Below are 19296 nucleotides of genomic sequence, written 5' to 3'. Positions count from 1 at the left end.
AATGTCACAACAAAATTCAATATTCAATAAATGGGTTCCGCAAAAATTGGTTGTGCCAATTTTTATCCTTGCGCTATTTCCTCACTTGATGATTTTGACGATATTCAACATGAATAGTACGTTTACAGCATCATTTTTGGATTTGGAGGTCGATGATTTGCAGTTCCTTTTTTCGATGGCGTATGCCACTATTGTTTGTGGCTTATTTATTCACGTTCGATTTTTTCACTTTTTCAATATCAGAAGTTATTTGCTAACAATGACCATGCTCAACATTTTGGTATTGTTTGGAATGACATTGACGACAAATACAGAATTGATTTTGATTCTGCGTTTCATTCAAGGACCTTTATCGCTTTTCGAAGGTTGTATTTTGTTACCAATCATTATGTCGAATATTAAAAGTGAACATTCAAAATTGATTGCTTATTCGTTTTTGTACGGCGTAATGTTAACAGGAGATAAATTCACGACTTCTATTGTGAAGTTTGCGATTGAGAATTATAACCACAATATGATGGTGTATACGATTATGAGTTTTCATGTTGTTGCATTAATTATTTATGTATTTTTCTTTAATCACAACAGAATGTTTCCTAAAAAACCATTGTATCAATTAAATTTAGGAGGAATTTTTTTGATGATTATTTCCCTAATTTCTGGTGCATTTTTCTTGATTTACGGAAAAAAATATTATTGGTTCGAATCGCCAATTATTATCATAGCATTTGCATCAACACTCGTTTTTAGTGGTTTATTTTTATTGCATCAAAAAACAGCCAAACGACCTTTGTTCCATTTTGAGATTTTCAAATCAGAACGTGTCATTTTAGGAATATTAATGTTTTTTGTTTTCTATACTCTGCGTGCTGGGATGAGCAATATTTACCAAGTTATGTCGACAGTTTGGAAATGGCAATGGGAATATGTGTTGCAGATTCAATATTTTAATGTGGCAGGTTCTATCATTGGTGTTGTATTTTCATTTTTTATGGTTAAGAATAAAGTTGATTTCAGAAAAATATTTTTTCTTGGATTTGTACTTTTAGCCATGAGCATGTTGTGGTTTAGTTATTTGTTTTATCCAGACACAAAAGTCGAGGCAATAGCGCCAACATTGATGTTAGAAGGAATTGCGCAAGGTGTTACTTTTACGCCATTAGTGTTGTATATTACAGGTTCTGTACATCCTTCTATTACTGGTAGTGCGGCACAAGCAGGTACGGCGATTCGTTTTTGGACTACAACAATTGGTTTTTCGTTAATGCAAAATGCAATTTTATATTTGACGACTAAACATCAATTTTTGATGACCAAAAATTTAGATAAAACGAGTCCTATTTTCCAACAACAATGGAATAATTTGTTCAATAAAAATATTGCGAATCATCTTCCAAACGAAGCAGAAAGTATTACTGCTGCAGCTTTAAAAGCAAAATTGTACAACCAAGCTTTGTTGGTTAGTAATATTGAGATTTTCCGAACATTGTTTGTTGTGGGAATTATTGCTGCAATTTTTGTCATTCTTTATCAACCGATAAAAAATAGACTTTTACATCGTTAAAATAATTTTTATATATTACTTTTAATTTAATTGACGTATTTGATTTAATAGAATCAAGTACGTTTTTTTATGACAAATTTTTAAAAATGAATGTTTTATCTAAATTATCCCGTAAAAAGGAGATGTTTTAAAGTTTTTTAAATTTAAAAATGGCGTAAATGAACAAATTATATTCTCAAATAATCAACTTGTTTTTCTGAGACAGCACTTACTTTTGCCATCAAAATAAATCAAACGAAAAATGATTAATGTTATAGAAAATATTAATTGTATTTTATTGATTTTAAATTTGTTATAGTTTTATAAAAATGAATCATCGTATTTTAACGATTTATTATTCAGAATCACATTTTAGCCTTTTGACTTTTCTCAGGCAGCTTCCTTTTTTTACTTTTTAGGTAAGATAATCACGAAATCAATAAAATATTTTTAATTAGACAAACTTTCGAATGAATGTTTTGAACTTGATTGTAAAATTGAATAAATAACTCAATGCACAATCAACATCCCATTTTCAAGAAATGGATACCAGAAAAATTGGTGCTTCCAATTCTCATTGCCGCGTTGATTCCACATGTGATGATTCTCTCACTTTTCAATATGAATAGTACGTTTACAGCTTCATTTCTAGATGTTGATGTAGACGATTTACAATTCATTTTTTCTTTGGCTTACGCAACAATTGTATGTGGGCTTTTTATTAACGAACGGCTTTTTCAGTTCTTTAATATTCGTTCCTATTTATTGTTTATGACGATTATCAATATTGTATTAATGTTACTGATTTCATTGACAACAAATACGCAATTGATTTATTTGCTTCGTGTGATACAAGGAACAACATCTTATCTCGAAGGTTGTATTATAGTTCCGCTAATTATGTCGCGTATAAAAGGTGAATATGGACGATTATTAGGAAATACGTTTTTGTATGGATTTATGATGACGGCTGATAAATACACAACCTCTATTGTAAAATTTGCCATTGAAAATTATAATTTCAATATGGTGGTTTATACTGTTATCTTTTTTCATGTTTTGTCATTGTTGATTTATGTGTTTCTTTTTAGTCATGGTAGATTATATCCTAAAAAACCTTTGTATCAGTTGAATTTAGCTGGTTATTTTTTGATGATGATGTCATTAATAGCAGGAGCTTTTTTATTGATTTATGGTAAAAGATATTATTGGTTCGAATCGCTTTATATCGTTATTGCATTTGCTGCAATGCTTATTTTTTCGGGTTTATTTATTTTGCAGCAATTAACGTCTAAAAAACCGATTTTCCATTTCGAGATTCTTCGTTCCGAAAGAGTTATTGTAGGGATGTTGTTGTTTTTTACATTTTATATTTTCAAATCGAGCATGAGTAACATTTATCAAGTGATGAATGTTGTTTGGAAATGGCATTGGGAGTTTGTTTTACAAATACAATATTATAATTGCGCCGGAATTTATATCGGAGCATTGTTTGCTTATTACATTATTACACAATTTCAAACGCAATATAAATATGTATTTCTTGGAGGATTTTTCTGTTTAACGTCTGCTATGTTGTGGTTTAGTTACATTTTGGTTCCAGATACTCATCCGAATGCAGTTATTCCGCCATTGTTGATGGAAGGAATGGGACAAGGAATGTTGTTTGCACCAATTTTGCAATATATGGTATGCTCTGTTCATGCTAATTTTTCTATGAATACCATGCAAGCAGCAGTCGCAATGCGTTATTGGTCGTCGACAATTAGTTTTTCGATTATGCAAAATGCAATTCTTTTCTTGACGACTAAACATCAATTTTTGATGACGAAAAAACTAGATATTACCAATACGATTTTTCAAGAACAATGGAATAATTTATTCAATAAACACGATACAACTCATTTAGTAAATGAATCTATCAGCTTGACAGCAACTAATCTAAAATCTCAATTGTATAACCAAGCTTTGTTGATTGCAGATATTCAAATTTTTAGAACTTTATTTTATTTCGGAATTGTAATGATGGTTTTTATTATGATTTATAATCCAATCAAAAACGTTTTACATCTTAGGAAAAAGAGAAAAGAAACTTATTGATTTGCTTTTTTTCTGGTATTGATTTCTGCATTTATTTTCGCTAAACCTGTTATAAGAGGAATAAAAGTTACAGAACATGATAATAAAATAACGAATGTTACATTGATATCATATTTGTTTGTCATTTTCAGAATTAATAGAATGACTGCTATAAGTAATAATGGGATTTGAATGCTAAGATTTAGTTTGTTAACTTTTTTTCTTTTTTCATTTAATTCTTCTAATGATAATTCGCTCAAAGATTTTTCTTTGTTCATTTTAATTGTTTTATTAAAGATAGTAAAATCAAATTAAAAAATAGATTCAAACAAAAAAGCTAACCAATTGGTTAGCTTTTTGCGTTATTTATCTTTGATGATTGGTCTGATTAAACCTTCTTGCGCAACGCTACAAATTAGTTCACCAGAACGATTGAATAAATTTCCTCGTGTAAAACCTCTTGTGTCATTTGCACTTGGAGATTCTACATTAACTAATATCCAATCATGTAAATTTGGCTCTCTGTGAAACCAAATCGAATGATCTAAACTCGCCATTTGTGTATTTCCAAAATGAGCTTTAGAAGCATGTGGTTTTATTGCTGTTGATAACAAATTGTAATCAGAGCTATACGCAATTAATTGCTGAATAATCGGTAAAGGTAAATCCTTTGGAACATCATTAAAAGTTAACCAAACATTACTGAAATTTGGATAATCTTTTTTCTCAAAAGGATTGACAAATTCAACAGGTTTAAAATCTAATGGACGCTCTGCTAACACAAATCGCATAATTGATTTTGGTAAAACCGAACCAAATTGTTCTGCTACATCATTCCAACTCATTAATTCTTCTGGAAGCGTTACAACAGGCATTTCCTCTTGGTGTTCGTAACCTTCTTGCTTCAACTGAAAAGAACAAGCCATTACAAAAATAGGCACACTATCTTGCTTTGCTGTAACAACACGCGTACTAAAACTTCCTCCATCACGAAGATTTGCTACTTCAAAATAGATAGGTTTTTCTAAATGTCCAGGTAAAATAAAGTAGGAGTGAAGGGAATGACAAAAACGATCTGCAGGAACAGTTTGATACGCCGCATGCAAAGCTTGGCTTACAACTTGTCCTCCAAAAACATTTGGACTTCCCATAAAAGAACTTTTCCCTTCGAATAAATTTTCTTCTAGTTTTTTGAGAGAAATTAATTCGATGAGTTCTTGAGTAGTTTTCATTATTAAGTTTAAAATTTCAAATTATTTAATTTCTGCACATTTTGTTCTAATGCACATTTATATTCATTTTTCATTCGATTGATTAATTCTTCGGTAGAAATAATATCATGAATTCCAGAAACTCCGTGTCCAGCAGACCAAATGTCTTTCCATGCTTTATGTCCATCGCCTCCAATTAATTTCGAAAAATCTTCTTCTTTCTTTTCGTCTAAATCAATTCCAGAATGAATAATACTTGGTTTCAAGAAATTTGCATTTACACCAGAAATTCCATCTGTATAAATCACATCTTCGAAAGTAGAATCGACTAACATTGTTTTATAATCTTGATCCGCAGACGCTTCTTTTGTCGCAATAAAACGAGTTCCGATGTATGCAAAATCAGCACCCATATTTTCTGCTGCTAAGATATCATTTCCGTTGTTCATCGCTCCTGCTAAAATTAAACAACCATCATAAAAAGTACGAATGTCATCAATCAAAGCAAAAGGATTAGCCGTACCAGCATGTCCACCAGCACCAGAAGCTACAGCAATAATTCCATCTACACCAGCTTCGGCAGCTTTTTCTGCATGACGTTTTTTGATCACATCATGAAAAACCAAACCTCCATAACTGTGAACTGCATCTACAACTTGTTTTACAGCACCAAGTGACGTAATAATAAGCGGTACTTTATATTTTGCACATAAAGCTAAATCACCTTCGAGACGAGGGTTTGTTTTGTTAACGATTAAATTCACTCCAAATGGAGCCGCTTTTTTACCTGTTTCTTCTTCAAATTGTTTTAATTGAGAAGTGATATCAATTAACATTTGTTCGAAATCTTCGGAAGTTCTTCCATTCAAAGAAGGAAAAGTTCCGCAAACACCATTTTTACAAGCTTCTACAACTAATTCAGTTCGAGAAACAAGAAACATAGGAGAAGTGATTAAAGGTAAATCTAAACTATTTTTAAATTCTTGTAGGGTCATACTAAAATTTTTTTTTGATGTGGTATAGGATGCAATATAAGGATAATTTAGAATGAAAATCTAGAAGTTTTTAATAGAAAAAATGAATTTAACGTTCTTTTATAGAAAATATTTACCGACAAATTTTAACGGTTTACCGATTAAATTTAGAAATGAATAATTGAAATTTTAGTTTTGACAAAACACTATATATGAAACTAAATAACAAATTTCTAATTAGGTTCTTGTTTGCGATTTTTTTGTTTGTAAGTTATAATGCTCTCGCACAAACAAATATAGTTATCAATTACTATACAGGAACCCAGCAACAATATGCTGTTGAAGATTCTGGAAAATTATTTTTTTCAAATGATAATTTAATCATTAAAACATCACTTGAAAGTACTGAAATTAATATTCCAGTTTCAATTATTTCTAAGATTACGTTTAAAAATTCTCTAGCAGTAGAAGATATTAAGCAGAATAGAGAACAAATCATCATTTATCCAAATCCTGCAACTAATTATTTTAAAATTTCTTCTAAAGAAGCAAAATCTACGTTAAATATTTATAATTCAGCGGGACAATTAGTCTTATCTAAAGTCTACAAAAAAGATGAAGAAATAAATGTATCAAATTTATTACCTGGGATTTATTTTGTAAAAGTGAATGGTTCAACTTTAAAATTAATAAAGAAATGAGAAGTTTTTTACTGATTTTTATTCTTGCTTTGATTCCATTTGGAGTAAAAGCTCAGCATAATATTAATGTTCATTATGCAGGAAACACAATCTACAAATCCGAAATTACTAAAGTTGATAGTATCAAGTTAACGAATCAATTTGTTAATATTAAAGAATCTTCAATTGTGTCAACTTTTGAAATTCAGAAATCATTTATTGATAGTATTTCCTTTGATACTAATCCTATAAATGAAAGAGAAATTTTTGTGATTTATAATGGATTAGAAAACGCAACAATTATTAATCCGTATAATGATAAAGGCGTTGTGATTTCTGTAAATGGAGGAATAGTTTCGGCAACTTCTACTGCAGGAATTACAAACTTGGTTTATAATTTAATCGGAACATCATCAAATGGTTCTTTTTCGCTTAATACTGATTTGTCTTCAAAATTAGTATTTAATAATTTGAATTTAACAAATCCAAACGGAGCCGCAGTCTCGATTAGTGGAAAGAAAACAACAACTATTGATGTAAAACAAAATTCTAAAAATACTTTAATAGATGGAACTAGTGGAAGTAATTCTGGTGTAGTGACAAGTAATGGAGCGCTTATTTTTGAAAATACAGGAAATTTAACAATCAAAGGATATAAAAAGCATGGAATAAATTCGAGTTCTTTGATTACTGTAAATAATGGAAATATTGTTGTTGAAACTGCTGTTAGCGATGGATTACATTCAGAAGGTTTTACAATGATTAATGGAAATCTGAAAGTAAATTCTTTAAGCGACGGAATTGATGCAGGCGATGGGAAAATAACTATTTCTAATGGAAATATTGATATTGTTTCGACTTCAGATGATGTAAAAGCAATAAAAAATGGTGCAGCAGATGTTGATATTTCAGGAGGTACAATTGTTTTAACAATTTCAGGTGCTGCTTCAAAAGGTATAAAATCGAATCAAAATATTAATATATCAGATGCAAATATTACAGCATCTATAAGTAGTAAAGTAATTCTTGAAGCAATTGGAAGTGGATATGATCCATCGTATGGAACAGTATTAAAGTCGGACAAAAATATTACAATTAATTCAGGAACGTATGATTTTACGTTAACCTCTGCTTCTCAAGGAGGAAAAGGAATTTCTGCTGATGGAGAAATTATTATTAATGGAGGTACAATAAATATTAAAACTGCTGCGACTGGTGCCGTTTATGTAAATGAAAGCGGAATAAAAGATTCTTATGCTTCTACTGCTATAACAGCTGATACTAATATTTATCTTAACGGAGGAAATATTACAACTACAAGTTCTGGTAATGGAGGAAAAGGGATTTCGGCTGATGGTAATATTACAATAGGAGAGCTAAATAAAGATAATTCTTTGTTAAATCTAAATATTACAACATCTGGAGAAAGATTTCTTGTATCAGGATCTGGTAATAATGCAGATTACGCAAATCCTAAAGCTGTAAAAGCAGATGGTAATTTAACTGTTAATAGTGGAACGATAACAATAAAAGGAACACAAAATGCAGACGGAGGAGAAGGTTTGGAAAGTAAAGCAATTCTTACAATTAATGATGGAATAATTAATATTGAAACCTATGATGATGCAATTAATGCAGCTACTGCTATAATAATTAATGGAGGAAATACATGGGTGAAAGCAAGAGGAAATGATGGGATTGATAGTAATGGAACGCTTACTATAAATGGAGGGTTTACAGTTTCAAACGGAGCCAGATCACCAGAAGAAGGTTTTGATTGTGATAATAATACATTCAAAATAACTGGAGGTACAATAATAGGTACGGGTGGAGCAACGAGTAATCCTACAACGAATGTAAGTACGCAACGGTCAATAAAAATCACAACAACTTTTACCAATAATACATCAACAATCATTAATCTAAAAAGTTCTACTGGAACACGAATCTTAACATATAGAATTCCTGCTTTTTCTTCTAATGGAAATGGTAATTCAGTTACTATTTTAATCACAGATCCTTTGATTATAAACGGAAGTTACACAATTAGTAAAGGGGCTTCAGTTTCTGGAGGAACAGAATCTCCAAGTGGGTATATTGTGGGAGGAACAGTGACTGAAGGAAGCACAACAAAATCATTTACGGTTAGTACTATGTTGACAACTGTTTCGTTGTAAAACGATTTAAATGAAATATACTGATATAGAAAAAAGATCAAAATTTTATTTTGATCTTTTTTTATTGATTAATTTTAAATTACATCACAATTTCTAAATGTAGAAGCAAAACCTTTGCTGTATCTTTGCAATTGTAAATAGAGAATAAATTGGAATTAAAAGAGCATTTAAGGCGTAATATCAAATTAGCATTTCCTGTAATGATTACTCAAATGGGGCAAATTTCTGTCAACATTATTGATAACATTATGGTTGGTGGTTTAGGTGGAAAATATGATAATATAGAAGATGAGGTTTTGGGTAAAACAGCTCTAGCAGCAGCTTCTTTAGGAAATTCATTGTTTTTTGCAGTTTTAGTATTTGCTTTCGGATTTAGTTTTGCGTTGTCACCATTGATTGCAGCAGAAGATTCGAAAGGTGATAAAAAAATGGCTGCAAATTATTTTTCGCACAGTTTGGTCTTAAATATTACGTTATCAATCGGTTTATTCTTATTGATTACATTCCTAAAACCGCTGATGTTCTACATGGGACAACCCGCTGATGTAGTAGAAAAATGTATTCCATATCTTACGATTATGACATTTTCGATGATACCGTTGATGATTTTTCAAACGTTTCGTCAATTATCAGAAGGTTTATCTTTAACGATTCCTGTTACAATTGCAACTGTATTGAGTAACGTGATTAATATTACGTTAAATTATGGTTGGATTTATGGAAACTGGGGATTCCCACGTTTAGAAGTCGCTGGTGCAGCTTGGGGAACATTCGTTGCGCGTTTGGTAATGATGATTTTCTTAATTCTTGTTTTATTTAATTTTAAGAAAACGAAATCTGTATTACAAGAAGTTCAATTTAAGGCAAGTAATTTTCAGAAAGCTATTTTCAGAAAAATTGCTGGAATTGGAATTCCAACCGCGTTAACTTCTTTCTTCGAAATGAGTGCATTCTCTTTGGCAGCCTTTGTTTGCGGTTATACATTTACAAATTCTATTGCAGATCAAGAATTAGCTAAAGTAAATTTAGCAGCGCATCAAATTGCGATAAATTTAGCTTCCACAACTTTTATGATGTGTACAGGAATTGGAGTTGCAGCAACGGTTCGTATCGGAAATCAATTAGGTTTAAAAGATTACAAAACCTTACGAGAAGCAGGTTGGTCTTGTATTTTAATGGTATTATCATTTATGATTTTGTGCGGAATTTTATTCATTATTTTCCGTTATCAATTACCAACAATTTATTTAGACAATCCAGACGTTATCAATTTAGCTGCATCATTATTAATTATTGCCTCGCTTTTCCAAATGTCAGATGGCGTTCAATTGGTATTATTAGGTGCTTTGAGAGGAATGACCGATGTTAAAATTCCTTCTATTCTAACGTTTATATCATATTGGTTAATCGCAATTCCGATTGGTGTAGTATTAGCAATTGTTTTCGAAATGCGTGCGTTTGGAATGTGGATTGGTTTAGGAACTGGATTAACAGCTTCGGCAGTGTTTTTGATGATTCGTTACAATCGTCAAACGAAGAAAATGATTAGGGAAAATCCTAATACAGAAATAATTTTAGAAGATAAATTAAAAAACATATAAAATGGAATTACCAAAATTTTTATTGGCTGATAACTCTACAATGCCAGACAAAATCTTTATTTTACATACAGATTATCCTCGTTTTTTATTAGACGTAGAAACTGACGATATCGAGTGGTTTGAAGATATTTCTGAAGAAGAAGATAACGAAGAATTTAATACTGAAATTGCTAATTTAATCGAAGACGCTTTAGATTTTTATGATCAAGAAATGTCTTTGTTAGATGACGAAGAATAAGTCTTAAATTAATAAAATTTCCATGTTTTTATTGGTGTAAGATTTACACTAAAATAATTTTATATGCTTGCATTATAATTTTTTTATTAGTATTTTGCAACTAAGAAAATTATTCAAAACCATGGAAATAAAAAGATTATTTGATTTTCCACAAAATCAATTAGAAAATAATCCTCGAGAAGATGCATTGGTGTCTAAGGTGAACGGAACTTGGGTGAAAACATCTACGCAAGAATACGTTGCCAAAGCAAATGCATTTAGTCGAGGATTATTACAATTAGGAATCAAGCCACAAGATAAAATTGCAATAGTCACTTCAACTAATCGTACCGAATGGAACATCTGTGATATCGGTATTCAGCAAGTTGGAGCGATTTCCGTTCCATTATATCCAACACTTTCCGAAGACGATTTTGATTATATCTTAAACAATGCTGAATGTAAATTTATCATTGTTTCTGATAAAGGTTTATATGATACGGTTGCAGCCGTAAAAGATAAAGTGTCAACATTGGTTGGTATTTATAGTTTTGATGAAATTGCTGGAGTTCCAAATTATAAAGAAATTTTAGATTTGGGTGAAGATAATTCAACGCAACATGAAGTGGATAGTATCAAAGAGATGATAAAACCATCTGATATGGCGACTTTGATTTATACTTCTGGAACAACAGGTCGTCCGAAAGGTGTTGTATTAACGCACGAAAATATCGTTTCTGATGTTTTAATGTCCGTTGATCGCATTCCAGATTTTCCAAATCATGCGATTGCATTGAGTTTTCTTCCGATTAATCACGTTTTCGAACGTATGTTGATTTATTTGTATCAACATTTGAGTATAGGAATTTGGTATGCAGAAAGCATTGATAAATTAGGAGATAATATGAAAGAGGTGAAACCGCATGTAATGACGGTTGTACCACGATTAGTAGAAAAAGTTTACGATAAAATTTACAATACAGGTGCTTCTGCAGGAGGTCTTAAAACGAAAATTTTTATGTGGGCTTTAAGCCTTGTTGAAGATTACGATCCTTACAATCCAAAAGGTGGATTATTTGGTTTGAAACATTCAATTGCGAAAAGTTTGGTTTTCAGTAAATGGAAAGAAGGAGTTGGTGGTAATTTAGTATGTATGGTTTCGGGATCTGCGCCTTTAGCAGCACGTTTGAATCATATTTTCTGGGGTGCTGGAATTCCTATTTTAGAAGGTTATGGTTTGACGGAAACATCTCCTGTAATTTCGGTGAATTGTATGAAGAAGGATGGTTTCGGAATTGGAACTGTTGGTGCTCCTTTAAAAGGAATCGAGGTTAAAATTGCAGAAGACGGAGAGATTTTAGTTAAAGGTCCTAATGTGACACAAGGTTACTACAAAGATCCTGAGAAAACTGCTGAAGCATTCACGCCAGATGGTTATTTTAAAACGGGTGATATTGGAGTTCTTGAAAGAGGTTTACTTAAAATTACTGATCGTAAAAAAGAGATGTTCAAAACTTCTGGAGGTAAATATATTGCGCCGCAAATCATCGAAAATAAATTCAAACAATCTCGTTTTATCGAGCAAGTAATGGTTGTTGGAGAAGGAGAGAAGATGCCTTGTGCGATTATTCAACCTAATTTCCAAGTGTTGAAAGATTATTTACGTATCAAAGGAATTGCTGAACCTGCAACGAATGCAGATTTGATTAAAGAACCAGCAATTTTAGATATTATTGGTCGTGAAATTGAAAAAATGAATCAAGGTTTAGGCCATTGGGAACAAATCAAAAAGTTCGAATTAACGCCTGATGAATGGACAATTGATGATGGATTATTAACGCCAACATTAAAATTGAAACGTAAAAATGTGCTAGCTAAATATCAAGATTTATACAATAAATTATACGATAAAAAGTAAATAAAAAAGAAATTAAAAAATCCCTTCAAAATGCTTTGAAGGGATTTTTTAATTCTATAATAATCAAGTTTTAATCTCGTCGTCCGCCCATTGCCATCATGACAAAATAAAGTAGTTGAGCTAAAGAACCAATCGCTGCGACTACATAAGTTCTTGCAGCCCATTTTAATGAATCTTTTGCACCTTCATATTCGTTTGGCATCACCATGTTGTTTCCTTTTAACCAAGCTAATGCACGGTTTGAAGCATCGTATTCTACTGGTAAAGTAACAAAAGCAAAAACAGTTGTTACCGCAAATAAGAAAATACCAATCCACAGCAAAGTTGCATTTTTAGATGAAGCCATCACGACTAATCCTAACATCAAAATCCATTGATTTAAGCGCGATGCAACGTTTACCATCGGAACCATTTTCGAGCGTAATTGCAACATATTATAACCAACCGCATGTTGTACTGCATGACCGCATTCGTGCGCTGCAACAGCCGCTGCTGCTGCATTTCTTTCGTGGTAAACAACTTCTGATAAGTTTACCGTTTTATCAGCAGGATTGTAATGATCCGTCAATTGTCCAGGAGTAGAGATAACACGTACATCGTGAATGTTATTGTCAGAAAGCATTTTTTCTGCAATCTCTTTTCCTGACATTCCATTTGCCAAATGTACTTTCGAATAATACTTAAATTTACTTTGAAGTCGGTTGCTAACAAACCAACTAATCAACATAAACAGTCCAATAATAATGTAATAACCTGTCATCTATTTCTATTTTATTTTTTAATCAATTTTAATATTCATTCAAAATTCAAAAAGTATTCCAATAAGTGAATAGAGACAAAAATAGCAGAAAAGTTGGTTTTTTGGCAGAGTTCTGTATTAAATCATATAAAAAATAAACAAAAGCTGACATTTTGCTCAAAAATTTTTGAATTGAAATTACAAAACTTATTACCTTTGCCAGCTATGAGTATTCGCATAAAAGAAGTACAATCAAAACATGATTTGGAAGCATTTATTAAGTTTCCGATGAATTTGTATAAGGATAATCAATATTACGTTCCGCCCTTTATTAATGAGGAGAAGGAAACACTAGATGTTTCTAAAAATCCTGTTTTTAAAGATGCAGAAGCGCGTTATTTTCTTGCCGAAAAAGAAGGGAAGATTGTGGGGCGTGTTGCGGCAATTATCAATTGGCAAGAAGTCAATAATCAACAAAAACGTAAAATGCGTTTCGGTTGGTTTGATATGATTGATGATATCGACGTCACAAAAGCACTTTTAGCAAAAGTAGCGGAAATAGGTAAAGAAAATCAATTAGAATATATAGAAGGCCCAGTTGGTTTTTCGAATTTGGAAAAGGCAGGTTTGCTAACTTTTGGATTTGATAAATTGGCTACAATGGTTGGTTTATATAATTTTCCGTACTATGCGCAACACTTAGAATCGTTAGGTTTTGAAACGGCGAATGAGTGGGTGGAATATGAATTGCCTGCACCAACAGAATTACCAGAAAAAGTTATCAAATTCAATAAAATTATTCGAGAACGTTACAAATTACGAGAATTGAAGTTTACAAAAACTTCAGAGATTATTCCGTATGTTGACGAGATGTTCGATTTGTTAGATAAAACTTACAGCGAATTGGCTACTTATGTACCAATTGCGGATTATCAAATTGAATATTACAAAAAGAAATATATTCCGTTTATTAATCCAGATTTTGTAAACTGTATTGTTGATGAAGACGGAAAAATGGTTTCGTTTGCTATTACGATGCCTTCTTACTCGAAAGCGATGCAAAAAGCGAAAGGTAAAATTTTTCCTTTTGGTTGGTGGCATTTGATGAGAGCAAGTAAAAATAATGATTCTGCTCAATTTTATTTGATTGGAATTGATCCGAAATTTCAAGGAAAAGGTGTTACAGCATTGATTTTTAATGCAATGTTTGATACGTTTAGAAACAACGGGATCAAATTTTTGGAAACAAATCCTGAACTAGCGGACAACGAAAGTATTCAAGTTTTGTGGAAAGCTTATGATCCTGTAAACCACAAACGTCGTAAAACTTTCAAGAAATCAATTCAGTAAAATATAAATAATAATGTTATATATTTTGAATTAAAATTTGTCAATTCGAGTGATTTTTAGAAAGATTATTTCTAAAAATTGTATCGAGAAGTAAGATGAATTATATCTTCTAAAACCTTATTCTCGATACAAAATTCTAAACGAATTTCACTCGAATTGACGGTTTTATTTACTTGATAATCAAAATTTATAACATAGAACTTATAAACGTATAACGTAAAAAATATGTTTGATATTCATCAATTAGAGAAAGAATATTCAACTTTCAGACAAGAAGGTTTTGATTCGAAATGGTTAAATTTTGAAGCTTTAAATCACTATTTTTCATTAAAATCAATTCAAAAAGAACAAATTGGAACATCTTTTTTAGGAAACGAAATTTATAAATTAAGTTTCGGAACTGGAGAAAAACGTTTATTGATTTGGTCTCAAATGCACGGAAACGAATCTTCTGGAACGCGTGCAATGTTTGATGTAATTAATTTTTTTGAACAAAAATCTGAATTAGCTCAAACCATTTTATCTCAATTGACGATTGATTTTATTCCGATGCTAAATCCTGATGGTGCAAATGTTAATACACGTAGAAATGCGGTTGGAATTGATATTAACCGTGATTTTTTAGCAAAAGAATCAACAGAAATTCACGTTTTGTTGAATCAAGTAGAGAAAGGAAATTATCAAACCTTATTCAATTTACACGATCAACGTACGATTTTCAATGTTGGGCAATCAGCAAAACCTGCAACGCTTTCTTTTTTGGCGCCTTCTTATAATGTTGAAGAAGATGTAAACGAAGTTCGCGAAAAAACGATGGGAATTATTCAAGCAATGAATACTGAATTACAAAAAGTAATTTCTGGTCATGTAGGTCGTTATACATCAGAGTTTTATCCGATGTCAACCGGAGATAATTTCACAAAAATGGGTTATCCTTGTGTATTATTTGAAGCGGGACATTTTCCGAATGATTATCAACGTAATACAACAAGAAAATACAATGCATTGGCTATTTTAGCTGGATTGAATGCTTTAGCTACGCAAGAAAATTTTTCGTTTGATGAATATTTATCGATTCCTCAAAATGGACAAAAATATTTGGATATTGTGATTCATAATGTTCAAATCCAAAATAGAGAAAATTCTTCTGTTGTTGATTTGGGAATTTATTTTGAAGATGAATACAACGAAGAAAATAATTCGGTAGTGCAAATCGCGAAAATTATTGAAATTGGTGATTTACGAAAATTTATTGGTCATCTCGAAATTGATGCTGAAAAACAAGTTTATAAAGGAACAACTAAAAATTATCCTTTATTGAATCAATTAGCGACTTTCGAAATTGGCTCAATTAAAGTTGAAAATGGTCAAATCATTTCATAATTATTTATACATTTAACCTATAAACTAAAAATACAATGAAAAAAATATTGGCAATTGCACTTGTGGCAATGTTGGGATTTTCTACACAAACTTTTGCTCAAAATAAAGTGTTGAATCGTACGATTACAGCTGAAAATGGGAAGAAAATGTTGACAGGAGAATTCACTAGAAAAGCGTTGGAAGAAGATGATTTTAAGGAATGGTATCACCACGAATATGACACATACGAAGTTGAAAAAAGTAAATTGAAAGGTTTAAAAGATTTACGCAATTATCGTTTGGAAGTTTTTGTAGGAACTTGGTGTCCAGATTCTCGTCGTGAATTGCCGCGTTTGTACAAAATTTTAGATGATATTAAATTTCCTCAAAATCGTTTGAAAGTGATTGGTGTAAACCGTCAAAAGAAAAGTTTCAACGGAGAAGAAATCAATAAAAATGTGACGCACGTTCCGACAATTATCGTATATAATAATAAAAAAGAAGAAGTTGGTAGAATTGTAGAATCTCCAGTTTCGGGCTATTTAGAAGAAGATTTGGCACAGATTGTGAATGGTACGCCATTGACTCCAAATTATGCAAATGAATAATTTAAAGAAAATAATTCTTGTCGTTGTAGCCTTCATTTTTGGTGTGATGATAACGTATTTCATCATGGACAAATTCAAATCTGAAAGTTATACCGAACAATCTCATGTAATTGCGTATCAAATCGAACGAATGAATAAAATGATTGTTGCAGAACAAACATATTCAGATTTATACAATCACACGTCAAAGAAATCGTTGCCAGGTTTAACTGATATTTTTTCTGCGGATAAAAAGGTGACACTTTTGGTGAAAGCCAAAGCACAAGCAACGTATGATTTGAAAAAAATGGATATTGAATTGGATTCGGTGAACAAAAAAATTATCATCAAATCTATTCCTCCAGTTGAAATCCAAGTGTATCCAGATGTTAGTTTTTATGATATGGATCAAAGTGTTTTTAATAAATTTAGTAAAGATGATTTGAACGGAATTAAGAAACGTGCTGTGGAGCATGTAGAAAAAACCGTTGATCAAACCAAACTAAAACAAGAAGCACATCAACAATTAATTCAAAATCTTGGCGATTTGTATTTCCTTGCCAAAACCTACGGTTGGAAGATAGAGGATAAAACGAGTTACGCCAACGAATTGAATAAATTATACGATTAATAAATAATTAAAAACCTGTTCCGATAGAATAGGTTTTTTTTCGCTGAATAAAGAAATGAAGTGTTTCTTTCTTTAGAATTAAAATTGAAAATAGTATTTTCGCTTAATATTAAAAATAAAAATGAATTGGCGTAGATTTTTACTTCCATTTTCTGGTTTATATTGGATTGGAACTTCGGTTCGAAATCTGTTTTACAATATAGGAATGATGCGTTCATCATCATTCAAAATTCCAATTATTAATGTTGGAAACCTGTCTGTTGGCGGAACGGGAAAGTCACCTCATATTATGTATTTAATTGATTTGTTGAAAGACGAAAAATTAATTGCAACATTGAGTAGAGGATATGGACGAAAAACAAAAGGTTTTTTGATTGCAAACTATTCATCCAAAGTTTATGATATTGGAGATGAACCAATGCAGTTTTTTCAACGTTTCAAGAACAGAATTTTGATTGCAGTTTGCGAAGACAGAGCTTTTGGAGCTCAAAAATTAATTGATCATTACAATGCAGAAGCAATTTTGTTAGATGATGCGTATCAACATCGTGGAATAAAAGCTGGTTTCAATATTTTGTTAACAGATTACAATAATCCATATTACAAAGATTTTTTATTGCCAGCAGGTGATTTGAGAGAGAGTAGAAGTGGAGTTCGTCGTGCAGATATTATTATTGTAACAAAATGTCCAGACAGAATTTCGGAGGAAAAGCACAAAGAAATTTCGAAAAAGATTAAGTTAAGATCTCATCAGCAATTATTTTTCTCGAAAATTGTTTATGACAACAAATTGATTGGAAAATTGGATAATGTTGAAAAATCAACTTGGAAAAATCTGAATGTTATTTTGGTTACAGGAATTGCTAAAACAGATGGTTTGGTAAAATTTGCGGAAGAAAATTTTGCAAATGTCTTGCATTTAGAATATCCAGATCATCATAATTTTAGTCAATCAGAAATTGAGTATATTTACAAACGATACGAAGATACGGAAGGTAGAAAGCGTTTTGATAAAATTATCATGACAACAGAGAAAGATTATATGCGTTTGATGGAAGAATCCATGATAAAAGACGATTTATACTACATTCCGATTAGTATCGATATTAACGATAAAGAAAAATTTAATCAAACTATTTTAGAGTATGTTGGACAGAATTAATGAGGCTGTAAAGTACATCAATAATTTATTGCCAGATCAACCAGAATTTGTAATTGTGTTAGGGTCTGGATTAGGAAAATTAGAAGACGAAGTAGAAAATAAAGTTGTTATTAGCTACAAAGATATACCAAACTTTCCTCAAGTAACAGTAGAAGGGCACAAAGGTCATTTAGTATACGGAACTATTTTAGGTAAAAAAGTTTTGATGATGGCTGGTCGTTTTCATTATTACGAAGGATATTCGATGGAAGAAGTAACGTTCCCAATGCGTGTTTTCAATGGATTAGGAATTAAGAAAGTTGTTTTATCGAATGCTTCTGGAGGTGTTAACCCAAGTTTTAGTGTAGGAGATATTTGTTTGGTAAAAGATCATATCAATATGATGCCAGAACATCCTTTACGTGGAAAAAATATCGACGAATTAGGACCTCGTTTTGTGGATATGTCAAAAGCATATGACAGAGAGATGTTGAATGAAGCGGCAGAATTTGCAAAAGCAAATGATATTTTGGTTCATCAAGGAGTTTATGTAGGATTACAAGGACCAACTTTCGAAACGCCATCTGAATACGGATTGGTTCGTTTTATTGGTGGAGATTGTGTTGGTATGAGTACAGTTCCTGAAGTTATTGTTGCTCGTCACATGGATATGCGCGTTTTCTGTTTATCTATTATTACAGATTTAGGAGGACCAGAAATTTCATTTGATGTTTCGCACGAAGATGTATTAAATGCAGCAAACACAGCAATGCCAAATGTAATTCGCGTGGTAAAAAGCGTAATCGAAAATTGTTAATTTTTGATTTGATGATAAAAGAAAAAACCAACTGAAAAGTTGGTTTTTTTTATTTTAAAGTTTTCAGGAAAAAGCTGTATCGGTTGAATACTAAGCTTTTATAAAGATTATCAAAAAAGTCAGGTAACGATTTGGTAACGGTGCTTACTGCTTTGCTTTTCAACGTTTTTCCGTTAGCTCAAGGCAAATATACAAAAATAGAAGGATAGGAAAATTAAAACCTATCCTTTATTTATCACTCTTAAATATTTTTGATTCTTATGAATACC

Annotated in this window: 17 protein-coding genes; 13 read left to right on the top strand and 4 right to left on the bottom strand. The window is 31.4% G+C overall.

What is annotated here, in order from left to right; genetic code table 11:
- The first annotated feature begins 1 nt into the window (after position 1).
- Together N5D90_RS08455 and N5D90_RS08450 are read left to right on the top strand one after the other, a co-directional pair.
- Entirely contained in the window at positions 2-1564 is a 1563-nt protein-coding gene (locus N5D90_RS08455; protein WP_280062164.1) for a hypothetical protein, read from the top strand.
- Positions 1565-2056: 492 nt separating this feature from the next.
- Entirely contained in the window at positions 2057-3643 is a 1587-nt protein-coding gene (locus N5D90_RS08450) for a hypothetical protein (protein ID WP_280062163.1), read from the top strand.
- Here the strand turns inward: N5D90_RS08450 and N5D90_RS08445 are convergent.
- The 3 genes from N5D90_RS08445 to N5D90_RS08435 form a co-directional block, all read right to left on the bottom strand.
- Positions 3637-3900, bottom strand: a complete 264-nt coding sequence (locus N5D90_RS08445; protein WP_280062162.1) for a hypothetical protein — start codon at positions 3898-3900, stop codon at positions 3637-3639. The two genes, N5D90_RS08450 and N5D90_RS08445, sit on opposite strands and share 7 nt — an antisense overlap.
- Before the next feature lie 84 nt (positions 3901-3984).
- The gene (locus tag N5D90_RS08440; protein WP_280062161.1) at positions 3985-4854 is read right to left on the bottom strand and encodes an acyl-CoA thioesterase II; all 870 of its coding nucleotides are present in this window, start codon (positions 4852-4854) and stop codon (positions 3985-3987) included.
- Between the two features lie 8 nt (positions 4855-4862).
- On the bottom strand, positions 4863-5828 hold the full coding sequence (locus N5D90_RS08435) for a nitronate monooxygenase family protein (RefSeq protein WP_038336079.1): 966 nt from the start codon (positions 5826-5828) through the stop codon (positions 4863-4865).
- 191 nt (positions 5829-6019) lie between these two features.
- Between N5D90_RS08435 and N5D90_RS08430 the strand changes: the two genes are divergently transcribed.
- From N5D90_RS08430 to N5D90_RS08410, 5 genes are all read left to right on the top strand, one after another.
- Positions 6020-6508: a T9SS type A sorting domain-containing protein gene (locus N5D90_RS08430; RefSeq protein WP_280062160.1), complete on the top strand. Its 489-nt coding sequence runs from the start codon at positions 6020-6022 to the stop codon at positions 6506-6508.
- Entirely contained in the window at positions 6505-8664 is a 2160-nt protein-coding gene (locus N5D90_RS08425) for a carbohydrate-binding domain-containing protein (protein ID WP_280062159.1), read from the top strand. Before N5D90_RS08430 ends, N5D90_RS08425 begins: the two co-directional genes overlap by 4 nt.
- Before the next feature lie 149 nt (positions 8665-8813).
- On the top strand, positions 8814-10265 hold the full coding sequence (locus tag N5D90_RS08420; protein ID WP_280049542.1) for an MATE family efflux transporter: 1452 nt from the start codon (positions 8814-8816) through the stop codon (positions 10263-10265).
- 1 nt (position 10266) lies between these two features.
- Positions 10267-10503, top strand: a complete 237-nt coding sequence (locus N5D90_RS08415) for a hypothetical protein (RefSeq protein ID WP_038336082.1) — start codon at positions 10267-10269, stop codon at positions 10501-10503.
- A 121-nt stretch (positions 10504-10624) separates the two neighbouring features.
- Entirely contained in the window at positions 10625-12400 is a 1776-nt protein-coding gene (locus N5D90_RS08410) for a long-chain fatty acid--CoA ligase (RefSeq protein ID WP_280062158.1), read from the top strand.
- A gap of 70 nt (positions 12401-12470) precedes the next feature.
- Here N5D90_RS08410 and N5D90_RS08405 read toward each other — a convergent pair whose 3' ends face one another.
- Positions 12471-13160 (bottom strand): zinc metallopeptidase, encoded by a 690-nt coding sequence (locus N5D90_RS08405; protein ID WP_280062157.1) that lies wholly within the window; start codon positions 13158-13160, stop codon positions 12471-12473.
- A gap of 204 nt (positions 13161-13364) precedes the next feature.
- Here N5D90_RS08405 and N5D90_RS08400 point away from each other — a divergent pair, with 204 nt between their 5' ends.
- The 6 genes from N5D90_RS08400 (at position 13365) to N5D90_RS08375 (ending at position 19027) form a co-directional block, all read left to right on the top strand.
- Entirely contained in the window at positions 13365-14489 is a 1125-nt protein-coding gene (locus N5D90_RS08400) for a GNAT family N-acetyltransferase (protein WP_280062177.1), read from the top strand.
- 225 nt (positions 14490-14714) lie between these two features.
- Entirely contained in the window at positions 14715-15872 is a 1158-nt protein-coding gene (locus tag N5D90_RS08395) for a M14 family zinc carboxypeptidase (protein WP_280062156.1), read from the top strand.
- A 35-nt stretch (positions 15873-15907) separates the two neighbouring features.
- Positions 15908-16459: a thioredoxin family protein gene (locus tag N5D90_RS08390; RefSeq protein ID WP_280062155.1), complete on the top strand. Its 552-nt coding sequence runs from the start codon at positions 15908-15910 to the stop codon at positions 16457-16459.
- Positions 16452-17069, top strand: a complete 618-nt coding sequence (locus N5D90_RS08385) for a DUF4230 domain-containing protein (RefSeq protein ID WP_052217853.1) — start codon at positions 16452-16454, stop codon at positions 17067-17069. The genes N5D90_RS08390 and N5D90_RS08385 overlap by 8 nt, the downstream gene beginning before the upstream one ends.
- A gap of 121 nt (positions 17070-17190) precedes the next feature.
- On the top strand, positions 17191-18231 hold the full coding sequence (gene lpxK, locus N5D90_RS08380; RefSeq protein ID WP_280062154.1) for a tetraacyldisaccharide 4'-kinase: 1041 nt from the start codon (positions 17191-17193) through the stop codon (positions 18229-18231).
- Complete coding sequence (locus N5D90_RS08375) at positions 18215-19027, top strand: purine-nucleoside phosphorylase (RefSeq protein WP_038336092.1); 813 nt, start codon at positions 18215-18217, stop codon at positions 19025-19027. The genes lpxK and N5D90_RS08375 overlap by 17 nt, the downstream gene beginning before the upstream one ends.
- Positions 19028-19296 lie beyond the last annotated feature (269 nt).

The sequence above is a fragment of the Empedobacter sp. GD03797 genome (assembly GCF_029842105.1).
Taxonomy (GTDB): Bacteria; Bacteroidota; Bacteroidia; order Flavobacteriales; family Weeksellaceae; genus Empedobacter; species Empedobacter falsenii_C.
Note: the sequence above shows the minus strand (reverse complement) of the source record. Positions and strands in the feature narration are given on the sequence as shown.

Excerpts from the sequence above, each read along its gene's own strand:
- N5D90_RS08455 (WP_280062164.1), top strand. The coding sequence starts at position 2 with ATGTCACAACAAAATTCAATATTCAATAAATGGGTTCCGCAAAAATTG.
- N5D90_RS08450 (WP_280062163.1), top strand. The coding sequence starts at position 2,057 with ATGCACAATCAACATCCCATTTTCAAGAAATGGATACCAGAAAAATTG.
- N5D90_RS08445 (WP_280062162.1), bottom strand. The coding sequence starts at position 3,900 with ATGAACAAAGAAAAATCTTTGAGCGAATTATCATTAGAAGAATTAAAT.
- N5D90_RS08440 (WP_280062161.1), bottom strand. The coding sequence starts at position 4,854 with ATGAAAACTACTCAAGAACTCATCGAATTAATTTCTCTCAAAAAACTA.
- N5D90_RS08435 (WP_038336079.1), bottom strand. The coding sequence starts at position 5,828 with ATGACCCTACAAGAATTTAAAAATAGTTTAGATTTACCTTTAATCACT.
- N5D90_RS08430 (WP_280062160.1), top strand. The coding sequence starts at position 6,020 with ATGAAACTAAATAACAAATTTCTAATTAGGTTCTTGTTTGCGATTTTT.
- N5D90_RS08425 (WP_280062159.1), top strand. The coding sequence starts at position 6,505 with ATGAGAAGTTTTTTACTGATTTTTATTCTTGCTTTGATTCCATTTGGA.
- N5D90_RS08415 (WP_038336082.1), top strand. The coding sequence starts at position 10,267 with ATGGAATTACCAAAATTTTTATTGGCTGATAACTCTACAATGCCAGAC.
- N5D90_RS08410 (WP_280062158.1), top strand. The coding sequence starts at position 10,625 with ATGGAAATAAAAAGATTATTTGATTTTCCACAAAATCAATTAGAAAAT.
- N5D90_RS08405 (WP_280062157.1), bottom strand. The coding sequence starts at position 13,160 with ATGACAGGTTATTACATTATTATTGGACTGTTTATGTTGATTAGTTGG.
- N5D90_RS08400 (WP_280062177.1), top strand. The coding sequence starts at position 13,365 with ATGAGTATTCGCATAAAAGAAGTACAATCAAAACATGATTTGGAAGCA.
- N5D90_RS08395 (WP_280062156.1), top strand. The coding sequence starts at position 14,715 with ATGTTTGATATTCATCAATTAGAGAAAGAATATTCAACTTTCAGACAA.
- N5D90_RS08390 (WP_280062155.1), top strand. The coding sequence starts at position 15,908 with ATGAAAAAAATATTGGCAATTGCACTTGTGGCAATGTTGGGATTTTCT.
- N5D90_RS08385 (WP_052217853.1), top strand. The coding sequence starts at position 16,452 with ATGAATAATTTAAAGAAAATAATTCTTGTCGTTGTAGCCTTCATTTTT.
- lpxK (WP_280062154.1), top strand. The coding sequence starts at position 17,191 with ATGAATTGGCGTAGATTTTTACTTCCATTTTCTGGTTTATATTGGATT.
- N5D90_RS08375 (WP_038336092.1), top strand. The coding sequence starts at position 18,215 with ATGTTGGACAGAATTAATGAGGCTGTAAAGTACATCAATAATTTATTG.